General features: G+C 67.4%; 11 protein-coding genes. 6 read left to right on the top strand and 5 right to left on the bottom strand.

Annotated elements, in window-relative coordinates; all coding sequences use genetic code 11:
- The first annotated feature begins 25 nt into the window (after positions 1-25).
- The 5 genes from ASD66_RS08330 (at position 26) to ASD66_RS08310 (ending at position 5967) form a co-directional block, all read left to right on the top strand.
- A complete protein-coding gene (locus ASD66_RS08330; RefSeq protein WP_235530010.1) occupies positions 26-1585 on the top strand; it encodes a site-specific integrase in 1560 nt (519 codons plus the stop codon).
- Positions 1586-1671: 86 nt separating this feature from the next.
- On the top strand, positions 1672-2808 hold the full coding sequence (locus tag ASD66_RS08325; protein WP_056890665.1) for a hypothetical protein: 1137 nt from the start codon (positions 1672-1674) through the stop codon (positions 2806-2808).
- 62 nt (positions 2809-2870) lie between these two features.
- Positions 2871-3434 carry a hypothetical protein gene (locus ASD66_RS08320; protein ID WP_156388601.1) on the top strand — a complete coding sequence of 188 codons (564 nt, stop codon included), beginning with the start codon at positions 2871-2873 and terminating at the stop codon, positions 3432-3434.
- A gap of 296 nt (positions 3435-3730) precedes the next feature.
- Complete coding sequence (locus ASD66_RS08315) at positions 3731-5539, top strand: integrase (protein ID WP_235530009.1); 1809 nt, start codon at positions 3731-3733, stop codon at positions 5537-5539.
- Positions 5536-5967, top strand: coding sequence for a hypothetical protein (locus tag ASD66_RS08310; protein WP_056890662.1), 432 nt, complete (start codon positions 5536-5538; stop codon positions 5965-5967). Before ASD66_RS08315 ends, ASD66_RS08310 begins: the two co-directional genes overlap by 4 nt.
- Positions 5968-6462: 495 nt before the next feature.
- On the opposite strand, the gene ASD66_RS08305 is transcribed toward ASD66_RS08310, so the two are convergent.
- Positions 6463-7665, bottom strand: coding sequence for a PucR family transcriptional regulator (locus ASD66_RS08305; protein WP_056890661.1), 1203 nt, complete (start codon positions 7663-7665; stop codon positions 6463-6465).
- A gap of 332 nt (positions 7666-7997) precedes the next feature.
- On the opposite strand from ASD66_RS08305, the gene ASD66_RS08300 reads away from it, so the two are divergent.
- Positions 7998-8888: an AraC family transcriptional regulator gene (locus ASD66_RS08300; RefSeq protein WP_056890660.1), complete on the top strand. Its 891-nt coding sequence runs from the start codon at positions 7998-8000 to the stop codon at positions 8886-8888.
- A gap of 12 nt (positions 8889-8900) precedes the next feature.
- Here the strand turns inward: ASD66_RS08300 and ASD66_RS08295 are convergent, their stop codons facing one another.
- From ASD66_RS08295 to ASD66_RS08280, 4 genes are all read right to left on the bottom strand, one after another.
- A complete protein-coding gene (locus ASD66_RS08295; protein ID WP_235530008.1) occupies positions 8901-10604 on the bottom strand; it encodes an AMP-binding protein in 1704 nt (567 codons plus the stop codon).
- A complete protein-coding gene (locus ASD66_RS08290) occupies positions 10601-12106 on the bottom strand; it encodes an aldehyde dehydrogenase family protein (RefSeq protein ID WP_056890659.1) in 1506 nt (501 codons plus the stop codon). The genes ASD66_RS08295 and ASD66_RS08290 overlap by 4 nt, the downstream gene beginning before the upstream one ends.
- 122 nt (positions 12107-12228) lie before the next feature.
- Positions 12229-13926 (bottom strand): flavin-containing monooxygenase, encoded by a 1698-nt coding sequence (locus tag ASD66_RS08285; protein ID WP_200949972.1) that lies wholly within the window; start codon positions 13924-13926, stop codon positions 12229-12231.
- A gap of 38 nt (positions 13927-13964) precedes the next feature.
- Positions 13965-14315, bottom strand: coding sequence for a DUF4286 family protein (locus ASD66_RS08280; RefSeq protein WP_056890691.1), 351 nt, complete (start codon positions 14313-14315; stop codon positions 13965-13967).
- Positions 14316-14518: the final 203 nt, after the last annotated feature.

Genomic DNA, 14518 nt, shown 5'->3' with positions numbered 1-14518 from the left:
GCCTGCTGGTTTGGAAGGGTGGGCTGTGACGTTCTACGACTTCACTGCGTCCGTGACCACCCCTGACGCTGCGTGCTTTTCGGGCTTCGGGGAGGTGCATGCTCGCGCTGCGGCCAATGGTGCCCGGCACGGCACACCGGTGCTGATCGGGCCGGGTGGGTGGCCTGACCCGCGGGTCAATCTCTTCTTCCGCACCGGGCCGATGGCCGAGGCCCGTCCAGGAACGTGGCGCCGGTATGCCTACGCCCTGGTGGTGTGGCTGAACTATCTGCACGTGGTCGGCCGCGGTTGGGTGGAGGCGACGGTCAGTGACGTGGAAGCGTTCAAGGAGTGGCGGCTGACGTCGCTGGATAATGCCGGACGGGTGCAGCCGACGAGCTTCGACACGGATCGGTCGGCGTTGAACTCCTTCTACTCGTGGGCCGGACAGCGGTACGGCGTGGCCAATCCGGTCGCTACCGCCGGCGTGGGCGCGCGACGCAGCGTTCGGCCAGGCGAAGCGGTACCGCGCCGCCTATCGGAAGGCCGGGATCCGTTGCGGCCCGCGGGCTCGACGCGGCGGCAGGTCAAGTGGATGCTGCGGTCGGCGTTCGAGCAGTGGCGCGACATCGGGCTGTGTGGCTACGGTTTCGATGGACTGCGCCGCCCTGGCTGGCGCGGTATCAATGAGGACCGGGATGCGGCGTTCGTCGATGGCCTGTACGGGACGGGCCTGCGGTTGGCGGAGTGGGCCAGCGTCCTCGACGTCGAGATCCCCACACCGGGCGCGGCCCGGTTCGCGCCGGCGCATCTCTCGGCGGCATGCCTCAAGGGTGGCAAGTCCGGCCGGACATATCGGATCCCGCGCAGCGTGCTGCATGCGGTGGCCGCCTACACCGACCCGGCGGAGGGCTCCCGGGCTGAGGTTGTCCGACGGGCTCAGCGGGCCGGCCGCTACCAGCAGTTGCCCGGCGTCCGGGTCGTGACCGGCTACCGCGCGCACAGTCGGCGGCTGTTGATCGAGGGCCTGGGCGACCCGGTGCCGGTCTCGCTGGACGTGCTCGGCCCGGACGAGCGACGCCGCTTGTTCCGACGCACTCCGGACGGGCTTGCGCCGTTGTGGCTGTGGCTCGCCCCGAATGGGCTGCCGAAGAAGCCCTACGGGTGGGAAGACACCTTCGATCACGCCAATCACCGCATCGCCCGAGCGTGGGCCGTGACCGTCGGTGACGGGAGGGACGCGGACGAGTGCCCGTTGTGGGCGCGGCCGCACATGCTGCGGCACTCGTTCTGCCTGAAGTGGTACTCGATACTCTCGACGGTCTGGCGGACCCGGGTCACGGGCCTGTCCGAGGAGGAGACACGTGACCTGCGCGACCAACTGGGTGACATCTGGTACCAACTGGCCACACTGATGGGCCACGCCCACCCGATGACCACGCGAGACATCTACCTCGAACCATTCGCCGGCCTGGAGATCGACTACCTGATGGCCCTGTTGGACGAGGAGGAGACCGCCGGCGTCGATGCGTTGCTGCGCACCCTCGCCCACGGAGGCGGGCGCACGGTGCAGCCGATCACCCTCACCGGTGAGGTGTCCCGGTGAACGCCCACGCGGGAGGGGGACAGCGCGCGGCTCTGCCACCGGCCGGGTGGGCGCCGAGGCCACGCCTGGGACCCGATGGTCAAAGTGTGTTGTTCCTCGACGAAACCACCGGACACGTCACGCTGTTCGAGTTCACCGATCTGCCGGTGGCCGAGCCGATCCGCCGGTGGCTGGCCGAACGTGTCGCGGGCCAGTTCACCACCCGTTCGACGGTCAAGCGATTGCCCACCGCCAGGTCGCTGGTGGACACCGCTCGCCATTTCGCCGTCGTGCTCTCCGAGCACCCGGTCACGGCCACGCGCCCGGAAGACGTCGTTGCCGAGCACCTGCTGGACTTCCGGCGCCGATACGAGCAACTGAAACCACGAACCATGAGCGGCTACGTGGAGAACCTGCGACGTCTGCTGCGCGGCGACGAGCGTCTCAGCTCTGACGCGCGGGCCGGGCTGGCCGCGATCCGGGTACGCGGGATGAGTCGCCGCGACATCAGCAAGCGGGGCTACACCGACACCGAATGGCAGGAGATCCTGACCGCCGTGCGACATGACGTGCGGGCGGCCCGCGACCGGATCCGCGCCGCGCGGCGACTCCTGGGCCGGTATCGGGCCGGGGAGCTTCCCACCGGCAGCGAGGACGTCACACTCGGTCGATTGTTGGATGGTTTCGAACGCACCGGCCAGCTGCCCCGCAAGCTCGACACGAACGCCACGCCGGACGTGCGCCGCTGCGGCGGACTGGTCAATGTCGCCGGCATGCTGTGTCTGTCCCCGAACGAGCTGGCCGCGTTCGCGCTGCTCCTGATTTCCCTGACCGGGCAGAACTACGGCACGATCGCGGCCTGGCCGGCGGCGCACTTCCGGCCCGACGGCGGGCTGACCGACGAGGGCCTGGCCCTGGTCGAGGCGTGCAAGCCGCGCCGCGGACCCGACCGGGAACACATGGTCATCGCGCTGGAAGACCTCATCGCCGGCGGCGACCGGGAGCACCGATGGTCCCGGTCACCGCTGCGGGTGTACCGAATGCTGCTCGACCTCGGCGACACCGCCCGTCGCCTGAGCAACAGCCAGGGACTCTTCGTCGGCCGGATCGCCAAGAAGACCGCTCATACTCCAAACCCATGGATCACCACGCTGACTAGCCAGCATGTGCAGCGGTGGGCCGCCGGACACGGCTTTCCCACCGCCACCGCCGCCGGCCCTGGCGGAAGCCGGTGGTCTCGGTGAGGAGGCTGCGGCTGACCGCGATCGAGCGGCGCCGTCGCCCCGTGGCGCACACGGCGACCACCATGCGCGATAGCTACCTGATGCCCCAACCCGCCATCCAGGCCGAGTCCCGCGCCATTGTCGCGGCCGCATTGGACAACCAGGTGAGCAAGGCCCGGGACCATGCCCGGGTGCCGGTCTTGTCCCAGAGCTTCGTAGACCTCGCCCGGCGCGACCCACAGGCCGCCGCCAAGCAGGCCGGCATGAGCATGCGACAGCTGGTCGGGCTGATCGAGGGGAGTCAGGACACCGTCCTGGCGTCTTGCCAAGACCACCGGGCCGGCCCGTATGAGCCGCCCGGGGTCGCCTGCTCGGCGTCGTTCTTGGCCTGCTTGGACTGCGCCAACGCCCGCGCGCTGCCGCACCAGCTACCGATCCAGCTGGCCGCGGTCGACGCGCTGGAGCAGTTGCGTCCACACCTCCCCCCTGCCCTGTGGGCGCGCCGGTACGCGCCCCGCCTGGACCAGCTGCGAGACATCACCACCGGCTTCCAGCCCGCCGAGATCGACCGAGCCAAGGCCGGGATCACCGACGAGCATCGCCACCGCATCAACGATCTCTTGGAGGGCCGATGGGAGGTCCGCTAACGAGTGATGACGCCGGCCGCTTCGGCGAACTCATCCTGCGCCACCGCACCGTGCGCCCCGGGACCTCGCCGGGCAAGCTGTCCCACTTCGGAGACGCGGTCTGGCACCTGGCCCCCGCCCACCCCGACGCCCACGCGAAGATCAACGCGATCCGATGGGACCACTGGCCCGCCGAGCTGGTAGACGTGTTCAAGCCCGTCACCCTGGCCTTCCTGGAACACCCCACACCGCGCAGCGTCACCGTCACCAGCGACGGAGACCTGATGAGCATCGGCACTCTTGCGTACCGGCTCCGCATGCTGCGCGTGTTCGCCGAGTGGATGAGCCAGCAACACTTGCCCAACCTGCACGAGGTCACCGACCAGCAGCTGGACCGCTACCGCCAGCACGTGCTCCGCCTCGAGGCCAGCACTCACCACAAGAGCCACCTATTCATCGCGGTCCGCACCGTCTGGGACTACCGCGGCCGCCTTCCCCCACACTGTCGCCTGAACACCCACAGCCCGTGGGGCGGCACGCCGCCGGCTCGGCTGGCCGCGGCAGCGTCCCGGCCGGCGGGCACGGAGAACACGACCCCGCGCGTCGCCGCGGCCACCATGGAAGCCCTGCTGGACTGGAGCCTGCGCATGGTCGAGGTGATCGGCCCCGACATCGTGGCGGCTCGCGCCGAACTGGACCAGCTCGAGGCCGGCACGCATCCCAGCCAGCGCGCCTTCGACGGGCTCACCTCCCGGCAACGGCTCCAGGTGTTCGCAGCCGACGCGGTCCAGCGGGGTCATGGCCTGCCCGGGCATCCCCGCCGCAACTCGCAGGAACAACCACGGATCAACTGGAGCCAGCTCGCCAGAATGCTGCAACTGCCGCAACGCCAGGTACCCGCGAGCCTGCAGCCGGTCATCCTCGACAGCGACCTTCCCATCGATGACGGCTCACCCGTGGGCACCATCACCGGCCTGGTCCAGGGCCACCCTTGGCGCGAACGGCCCGCGACGACACAAGAGCTCCCCGGCCTGGTCTCTCACCTGTCCGTGGCCTGCTTCGTCATCATCAGCTACCTGTCGGGCATGCGACCCGGCGAAGTCCTCAACCTACGCCGCGGCTGCACCCGCCAGGACGAGACGACCGGCCAGCTGCTGGTGGCCGGCCGCTACGGCAAAGGGCACGCCCGCACTCCACGCCCCACCCTCGGAGACGACCCCTGGGAGCGCACCTGGGTCGTGGTGCGCCCTGTCCACCAGGCCATCGCTCTGCTCGAGCGGCTGACCGACGGTTCACCCTTCCTGTTCCCGTCCAGCCTCCACAAACCGCACGCGATCCGACCCGCCGACCGGCATGCCCGCCGAACCGGCGAGATGACCCGCGACCTGGGAAATTTCATCGCCTGGGTCAACGCCACCTTCCACCGGCTCGACGGCGACGCCGTGATCCCACCTGATCCGGCCGGTCGGATCTACCCCAGCCGGTTTCGCCGCACCCTGGCCTACTTCATCGTTCGTCGTCCTCGCGGGCTGATCGCGGCCGCACTGCAGTACGGGCACGTGTCCACCACCGTCACACTCAGCTACAGCGGCAAGGCCGACACCGGATGGCTCGACGACCTGGCCGTCGAACGCCTGGAGGCCATCCTCGAGCACAACAAGCACGACCATGCCCTGTTGGCCGCTGGAGAACACGTCAGCGGCCCCGCCGCCACCGACTATCGCGACCGGGTCGTGGGTGCCCACCGGTTCGCCGGGCGAGTCGTCAACCGCGTTCGTAACGTCGAACGCCTCCTGCAACACACCGACCCGAGCATCCACCACGGCGACGGGATGACCTGCGTGTACCGAGCCGAGACTGCCGTCTGCCGTACCAGCCGCCAAGACCAAGGGCTGCCGATCGAGGACGGCCCGCTCGAGGCGGAATGCCAGACGGGGTGCGTCAACCTTGCATACACCGACCGCGACATCGCCCGCCTGGGTGAACGCCTCGCCGTCCTCAATGCCGCCGCGGACGACTCGATGGCGCCGGCCCCGCTGCGCGACCGCGCAGGCGCTCAAGCCGAACAGATCCGCGCCGTCCTCAATCGACACCAGACAGCACCCAAAGAAGGGCGCACACCATGACCCGCAGGCGACGCGACCTTGACGCCGAACGCCGCGACCTGGCCGCCGCCGCGGACCGTCTCCTGGCTGGCACTCCGCTGCGCTCGCCCAGCGGAAAGCTCACCAGCACGGAGCTGATCACCGAGTCCGGCCTACGACGTGACGTCGTCTACGCCGACCACAAAGACCTCGTCGACGACTTCACGGCCCGCGTCAAAGCCCAGCACGCTACCCCAGCCTCGATCGCAAGAATCGCCGACGACAACCGCGCGCTCAAGGACGAAAACGCCAGCCTCAAAGCGCAGCTCGCGGCCGAACGCGAGACCACCAATACGGTGTCCAAGATCGCCGGCGAACTCTCCCTCGAACTCCTCCAAGCACGCGAAGAACTCGCCTCGCTACGACGGGTGCCACGCCTGACGCCAAGGCCGGCCCGCGGCCTCCCCTGAGCCGGCGCTCAGGGTGGCGCCAGAATTCATCGACGTTCCGGCTTGGTGGACTTTCGCAGTGCGAAAGTCTACGCCAGACCGACTACGACCCGAGCAGGTGGATCCGGGAGGACTGACACCGGGACTTCACAACTCCGGTCGGTAGTGCCAGGTTCAAAGGCACGAAGGACCCGGACCAGACGCCGCTTCCGCTGTGGCAGGCACCGCAAGGCGCTATGCCGTATCTGGCTTGGCGCCCGGGTCCTTCGCCATTGCGGCAGCCCGAACGAAGCCAGACGACCCGCCCGACAGACGAGGTCGCATACGTCAGCGTGGGCGCCCGGCACCCGACAGCCAGCGCCAGCCGACCAACAGCTCCTCCACCAGCCCCGCCCCGCGAGGCCCACTCATGCCCCTGACCGTTCTCGTCGCCGCACGAAACCGACCATCGGGCACCTGGATCTACCCCAGATGCCGCGCGCCTCACGGTGGGGCCAGGCGCGAATCGCATCCTCGTCAGGAGACGGTCGACTCCAGCGCGCCCGAGGTTCGCAGTGCTGGGTTGCTCGACTCGAGAGATCTTGCCTCGAGTGCCCACCACAGTTCCGCTAGGACCCGTGGGTCGTCAAGATCGCATTGGCTGACCTGTTGGAAGCGGGTCAGGCGGTGCTTGAGCGTGTTGGGGTGTACGTGGAGTGACCGCGCCGCTCGCTTGAGCTCGCATTTGGACTTGAGGTACTCGACCGCGCTGAGCTCCAGCACGTCCCCGAAGTCTCCCTCGGTCGCCAGAGGATCGATGTAGCGCTGCACGAAGACACGGCTCATCTCGGGATCCGCCACGATCGCAACTCGCAGGCCGAGGTCGTCGGTGCCGACGACGCCACGGACGCCGAACTGCTGTGCCGCGACGAAGACGCGTGTCGCGCTCTGGAAGCTTGCGTTGGCTTCAGCAAGCGGGTGCGGCTCGCCCAGTGCCACAACAGCGTGCCCCACCAGGTCGGGAGTCTCTGACACCAGACCGATGACCTCGCCGTGCAGCTCGACCACGACTCCGCCTCCTCGGTTCCACGTCGCGCTTCGTAGCTGGTCACACAGTCTCTGGTTGGCCCCGTCGAATGACAGGCCTCGCACGGCGCGGTACCGCCCGTCGAGGTTGAGACCGTGAGCGCGGACCTCGTTCCGAGACGGCTGGACGTCAGCGCGTCCCCACAGCAGCCGCTGTACGAAGTCGCTCACGTCGTCTGCATGAGTTCTCGACTCAGCATCGACGCTGCGGCGAGCGTGAACGAGGCGGGATGTCGCTACGTCGGCGACGTCGGTGAGTAGGGTCAAAACCTCGAACATCAGTGCATCGGAGGCGCCGCGCGCTCGTGCGGTTCGGACGAACTCGTCACGGACGACGCGGTGCTTGTGGCGGTAGCCGTCGAGCATGACGTCGAACGGCAGCCCTTGCTCGGCCCGCTCTCGGGCTACGAACATCTCCTGGTCTTCGGTCTCCACACACGGGCTCGTGGGAGAGGTCAGGGCGCGAAGTGCCCTGATGACGTTCCACCGGGCAGAGGTCGCGATGGACGTGTGCGGGACTCCGCGGCTCTCGTACTCCGGGAACGTCCGCAGGACAGACTCGATCTGGATCTCGACCAGGAATTCCTCTCGGCAGGCGATCGCCTCACCGAGGCGGTTGAACCGCTCCCCTGCTTCATGAACGACGGCGTCCACTCTGACCTCCTCATGTGACCACCGCCACCATGGCCCTCGCGACCCGGGACGTTCTTGCACGGAAGCGCGAGGGCCTTGTACCAGGTTGCTTTCAGGCGTGGGTGAGCCGGAACACCGCTGTTGACCGCCCCGTGCCAGGAGCACTTGTGACCCACCGTGTGGCACATTGGGTGTGTCTTGGACGTGATTGCTGAGTCTTTGCATGTAGTTGCTGCGTTGAGCAGCAGGACTGGATTCTGGTGGACAACCCGAGCACCATCAGTCGAGTGACCCACGTCACTCCTCCGAACGGCGCGGATTCGCCGGTCGCAGGAGATCCTCCCATCGACCCGATGTCGCCTGAGCTCATCACGCCTGATGACTACCCGCACTGGGTGCACGGTCGGTTGCTGCTGCGCAGCCCGGACCAGGCGTGGGACGGTGCCGCTGTCCGCGCGTTCCGCTATGGCGCGCACGACGTGACGCTGCCGCCGGTGCGCGACTACCTCGTGGTGGCCTACCACAAGGGTTCGGCGGACATGCGTCGCCGTTTCGACGGTCGGTGGTCCCACGAGTCGCTCGGTCCCGGTGATGTCACCTTGTTGACCCGTGCGGTGGAGACCCGGTGGGTGTGGCAAGAGGAGATCGACGTCGTGCACGTCCATCTCACCCACGACCTGGTGCGCTCGGTCTGCCAGCAGATGTACGAGCGCGACATCAGCGACGTCTTGTTGCAGGACAAGCTCCGTGCCGACGACCCGCTCCTGTTCCGGCTGGCGATGGGTCTTGCTCGTGAAGCAGCCAACGACGAGCCGGGAGCCGGGCTGCTGGTCGACTCGCTGTCGTGCCAGCTTGCTGTCCACCTTCTACGCCGCCACACCGAGGTCAGCTTCAAGGAGCTTCACCCCCAGCACGGCATGCCGGCGTCGATGCTGGCGCGGATCGACGGGTTCGTGACCGAGCAGATCCAATCCTCGCTCACGCTGCAAGACTTGGCCGGTGTCGCCGGCCTGAGCCACTACCACTTCGCTCGCCGGTTCCGTGAAGCGACCGGCACCACCCCGCACGAGTACGTGATGCGGAAGCGAGTGGAGGCGGCCAAGACCATGCTGGCGCGCCAAGGCTGGCGCTCACTGGCAGAGATCGCCTCGGCCTGCGGGTTCAGCGACCAGAGTCACATGACCCGGGTGTTCGGAGCCCACGTGGGGACCACGCCCGGGAGGTACCGGTCCAGTCAGAAGTAGCCCGCAGACCCGTCAGCGGCCAGTGCGCAGTTCCGGGAACTCGTCGTCTCGGAACTCCTCCGACGCTGCTGGCCGGTCGACTTCGCGGGCCCGGAGGTCGACTCGCCGGATCTTGCCGCTGATCGTCTTGGGCAAGTCGATGAACTCCAGTCGCCGCACCCGTTGGTAGGGCGCGAGCCTGTCTCTGGCGAAGGCGAGGATGTCGAGCGCGGTGTCCCGGCTCGCGTCGTAGCCGGGCGCGAGTGACACGTATGCCTTGGGGACCGCCAGCCGTACCGGGTCGGGTGCCGGAACGACCGCGGCCTCGGCGACCGCGGGGTGCTCGATCAGAGCGGACTCGAGCTCGAACGGGCTGATCTTGTAGTCGCTGGCCTTGAACACGTCGTCGGTTCGGCCGACGTAGGTGATGTAGCCGTCGTCGTCGATCGTGGCGACATCGCCGGTGTGGTAATAGCCGCCTCTCTTGGCCTCCGCGTCGCGCTCAGGGTCGTTCTGGTATCCGGTCATCAGCGCGACGGGGTACTCGGCCAGGTCGAGACAGATCTCGCCCTCGGCCCGGGTGGGTTCGCCGGAGAGCACGTCGACCAGCACGACAGGCATCCCTGGCAGGGGCCTGCCCATGGAGCCGATCTTGAGTTCGGACCCGGGGGTGTTGCCGACCTGGGCGGTGCTCTCGGTTTGTCCGAACCCGTCACGGATGGTCAGGCCCCATGCGGTGCGCACTTGCTGGATGACCTCGGGGTTCAGGGGTTCGCCCGCTGCGACGAGCTCGCGCAGTGCGGCGGGTCTGGTGCTGAGGTCGGCGTTGATCAGCATCCGCCACACCGTCGGTGGCGCACACAGGGTCGTTACCTCATGGTCGGCGAGCACCTGGAGGAACCTGCCCGCGTCGAAGCGTTCGTACGCGTAGACCATGACGGTCGCCTCGGCGAGCCAGGGTGCGAACAGCGAGGACCAGGCGTGCTTGGCCCAGCCAGGCGAGGACACGTTCAGGTGAACGTCTCCGGGTTGCAGACCGACCCAATACATGGTGGACAGGTGCCCGACCGGGTAGGAGATCTGGGTGTGCTCGACCAGCTTGGGCGCAGTGGTGGTTCCGGACGTGAAGTACAGGAGCAGCCGCTCGGCCGGCGTCGTCCCAGGATGGGGCAGCCGGCTGTCGTCGAGGCGCCCGACCTCCTCCCACCGGCTGGTCATGAGGACCTTGCAGGACCCCTCGAGGGAGGCGACCTTGCTGGCGTCGGCGTCGTTGCACACGACGAAGGTCGCCGCGGCACGTTCGACCCGGTCGACCAGCTCCAACGACCCCGCTGCGGGTGTTGTGGGCACGGTCACTGCGCCGAGCTTCATGATGGCGAGCACGGTCTGCCACAGCTCGACCTGGTTGCCGAGCATGACGAGCACCACGTCACCCTTGGTGACGCCCTGCTGCTGGAGCCAGCGCGCGACCTGGTTGGAGGCGCGGACGACCTCGTCGAAGGAGTATGTGCGTGCGTCGCCTCCGTCCTGCACGATGACCAGTCCCGGGTTCGGGTTGTCGGTGGCGAAGGCGTCGAACCAGTCGTGTGCCCAGCTGAACTTGGGTCCGACGTCTGGCCAGGTGAAGGTCGCGAGCGCGTGGGTGTAGTCGCTCCGGTTGGCGATGAGGTGGTCCCGAGCGGCTCGCAGGTTCGTGTTCGCGCTGGCGGTCCCGCCTTCGGTTCGTGGCTGGCTCACAGGAGGACGTTCACCGCCTTGGTTTGCGTGTAGCTGTCGATGGCACCTTCGCCGAGCTCACGGCCCCATCCGGACTGCTTATAGCCACCGAAGGGCAGGGCTGCGTCGAAGGCGTTGTGGCAGTTGATCCACACGGTGCCCGCCTTGATGGCACGTGCGGTGCGGTGCGCCTTGGAGATGTCCCGCGACCAGACGCTGGCAGCGAGACCGAACGGCGTGTCGTTCGCGGCCGCCTGGACGCCTTCGTCGATGTTGAACGGGGTGGCCACGGCTACCGGCCCGAAGATCTCCTCGCGGTAGACGCTGAAGGATGCCTCGACGTCGACGAGCAGGGTGGGTTCGACGTAGTAGCCGACCTCGCCGTGACGACGTCCGCCGGAAAGCGCCGTCGCTCCGTCTGCCAGACCTTGGTTGATGTAGCCGGTCACACGGTTGAGCTGCTCCTCCGAGACCAGGGGCCCGATGTCGGACGTGGGGTCCATTCCGGGTCCGATCTTGCTGTTGCGTGCGACCTCGGCGACTCCCTGGGTGAACTCGTCGAAGATCCGGTCCTCGACCAGCAGTCGAGACCCTGCCGTGCAGGCCTGGCCGTGGTTGAACAGGAACCCGCTGGCCGTGCCAGCGATGGCTGCCTCGAGATCGGCGTCGGCGTACACGACCTGCGGGCTCTTGCCGCCCAGCTCCAGGGAGACCTTTTTCAGGTTGCCCTTCGCCGCGTCGACGATGAGCTTGCCCACCTCGGTCGAACCCGTGAAAGCGACCTTGTCAACGTCGTCGTGGGCGGCGATGGCCGCACCGGTGTCACCGAACCCGGTCAGCACGCTGAAGACACCGGCAGGCAGTCCTGCGTCGGCCATGATCTCGGCGAGCCGCAGCGCCGTCAGCGGGGTCTGCTCGGCCGGCTTGAGCACGACCACGTTCCCGCAAGCGAGCGCGGCGGGGACCTTGAACGCTGCCATCAGCAGCGGGAAGTTCCACGGGATGATCGCGCCGCACACGCCAACCGGCTCACGCGTCGTGTAGGCGTGCCAACTCGCCCCAGGCGCCCACGGGACAGAGACCGGCACGGTTCGACCCTCGATCTTGGTCGCCCAGCCGGCGTAGTACTCGAACAGCTCGGCAGTCCACACCATGTCCACTGCCTGGGCGACGCCCGCGGACTTCCCGTTGTCGAGTGCCTCCAACTGCGCGAGCTCTTCAGCATGCTCGTAGATGGCCTCACCGATGCGGAACAGCAGGCGCTGGCGCATCGCGGGTGTCCACAGCGACCACTCGCCATCGAACGCGCGACGTCCTGAGGCGACGGCGCGGTCGACATCCTCGGCGCCGGCGCGGGCCACCGAGGTCAACGGCTGTCCAGTGGCGGGGTCGTAGGTCACGAAAGTCTCGCCGGCAGCGGCGTCGACCCACTGGCCGTCGATGAACAGCTGCTTGTCGTTGCGCAGAAACTCCTGCACAGACGGCAGGACGTTGGCGAGCGATGAGTTGATTTCCAGAGTCACGTGAAATTCTCCTGTGATGAGTGGGCGCGGTCGTCCGTGCCTCGAGTCGCGGGGTGAGCCGCGTGGGTGGTCGAGCTGGTGGTTGGGGTGGGCCGACTGTCGTCGACGTGACGGCGTCGTCCTCAGCCGACGGCCGCGTGCTCGGCCGTGGTCGAGAGCGTGAAGCCGGCGAAGTCGTCCTCACGTGCCCGCTTCCAGGCGTCTGCGTAGGCGGCGGCGCCGCCGAAGTAGAAGAGGATCTTGCGGGGCTTGCCGGGGATATTGGCACCGAGATACCAGCTCCCGACCTTCTCGCCGTCGGTCAGAACGGTCGACTGGAAGACATCATCCAGGTGCTGCGACCAGGCGTCCGCTGCCGCCTTGGTGGCCTCGACTCGGTCGAGTCCCCGCTCTTGCATGCTTCCCAGCAATTCCCCGAGCCACTCAACGTTCATCTCCGACACCATGGGGAAGTTGGCGTAGAGCGTCTGCGGTCCCGACACCATCAGCAGGTTCGGGAACCCGGGAGTGCTCAGTCCGAGGAACGTGTTGGCACCTGCCGACCAGTGATCCTTCAGCGCAACACCATCCGAGTTACGGATGTCGATCTGCTCGAACGGGCCGGTGACCGCGTCGAAGCCGGTCGCCATGATGATCACGTCGGCCTCAAGCTCGCGACCATCCCGCGTGCGCAGACCGTGCTCGGTCAGCGCGTCGATGGGATCGCCGCTCACGTCTACCAGCTGCACGTTGTCTCGGTTGAACGCCTCGTAGTAGCCGTGAGACAAGGGCGGCCGCTTCCCGACGTACGGGTAGCCCTTTGGGCTGAGCAGATCCGCCGTCTCCGGGTCCGTGACGATCGAGCGGATCTTGGAACGGATAAACTCGGCCGCGGCGTCATTCGACCGCCGGTCGATCACGATGTCGTCGAAGGTCTCGAACAGGAACTCCCAGCCACCGCGCTGCCAGTTCTCCTCGAAGATCCGCTGGCGCTCCGCGTCGTCGACGTCGTCATACATTCGGCCCGCCGGGTCCAGCGGGAACCCGAAGACGTGGCGCCTGGCCTTGCCCCAGATCTCTTCGTAGTTCGCCCGGATCTGGGCACGCCTGGCGTCGTCTAGCTGATAGTTCTGGCCCGGCACCGCGTAGTTGGGCGTGCGCTGCACGACGGTGACCTGAGCGGCGGTCTCGGCAACCACCGGAACCACCTGAATGCCAGTTGCTCCCGTCCCAACCACGGCAACCTTCTTGCCCGTCAGGTCGTAGCCACCGCTGGGCCAGTTGGCCGTCAGCAAGACGTCGCCTGCGAACGAGTCGAGGCCCTTCCAAGCCGGCATGACCGGTTGGGACAGGATCCCCAGGCCAGTGACGAGGTAGGTGCAGGTGAACGTCTCGCCCGCCTCGGTGGTGACGGTCCACTGGTTGCTCCCAGCGTCATGCTGCGCAGAACTGACACGGGTGTCGAACTGGAAACCGTCGCGCAGGCTCATCTTGTCGACGACGAACTTGATGTAGGCGTTGACCTCCTCCCACTGCGGGTAGCGCTCCTTCCAGTCCCACTCCGCCATGACCTCGTTGGAAACGGAGAGGCAGTAGACCCAACTCTCGCTGTCAGTCCGGGCGCCCGGGTATCGGTTCCAATGCCAGGTGCCGCCGACGTCACTTCCCGCGTCCAGCACGAGGGCAGACATGCCCAGCTTGCGAAGTTCGATGAGGCTGCGGACACCAGAGAACCCGGCGCCGATCACGAGTGCGTCGACGTGCGTGATCGAGGTGTCGCCGGACGGCTTGGTGAGCGCACCACCGGGGTGCATCACGGTGATGGGCGATTCGTGGTTCATGAGATGCCTTTCGTGGTGGGAGGTCGGTTGACCGCAGGTCAGGCCTTGACACCCTCGTAGTAATGGATGAGCGGACCGGCCTCAGGGGACATGTCGACCGCCTCAGACATGTCGAGAGTGCCGTCGCCGAGCGCCTCGCCCAGTCGGTTGGCGCTGCCCTGAAGGTCGTCGGTGTCAATGTCGTACTCGGTCATGTAGCGACGGACCGGAAGCGCGTCGGCGGGGAGCAGCTGCTCCTTGGTGAGGCGGAGCCGACGAGCGCCGACCACCCCGGGGATCCGCTCGACAACCTGCGGGATATGCACCTCGTCGTACCAGCGGTTGAACTCGGCCTCCACCGCCTCCGAAACCGGGTTGATGAGCACCACCATCGTTGCGGACCTAGCCATGAATATCACTCCAGTGCGTGTCGTGTGTCGTGGGGAACGCGGCCAGCACGTCTTGTGCGGCACCACCCAGCCTGCGGCCGACCGGGCTGGGTGGCGGAGTTCACATCGACAACGAGGTGACCCCGTCGGTTGTCGATTGCGACAACGGTGCGGAGCTCAAGCAGTCCTAACGTCGAGAAGCGTCCCGACCAGGGACCTTCACC

It is taken from the genome of Nocardioides sp. Root151, from assembly GCF_001427925.1.
Lineage (GTDB): Bacteria > Actinomycetota > Actinomycetes > Propionibacteriales > Nocardioidaceae > Nocardioides.
The sequence above is the reverse complement of the archived record's forward strand: the minus strand, read 5'-3'. Positions and strand labels throughout refer to the sequence as shown.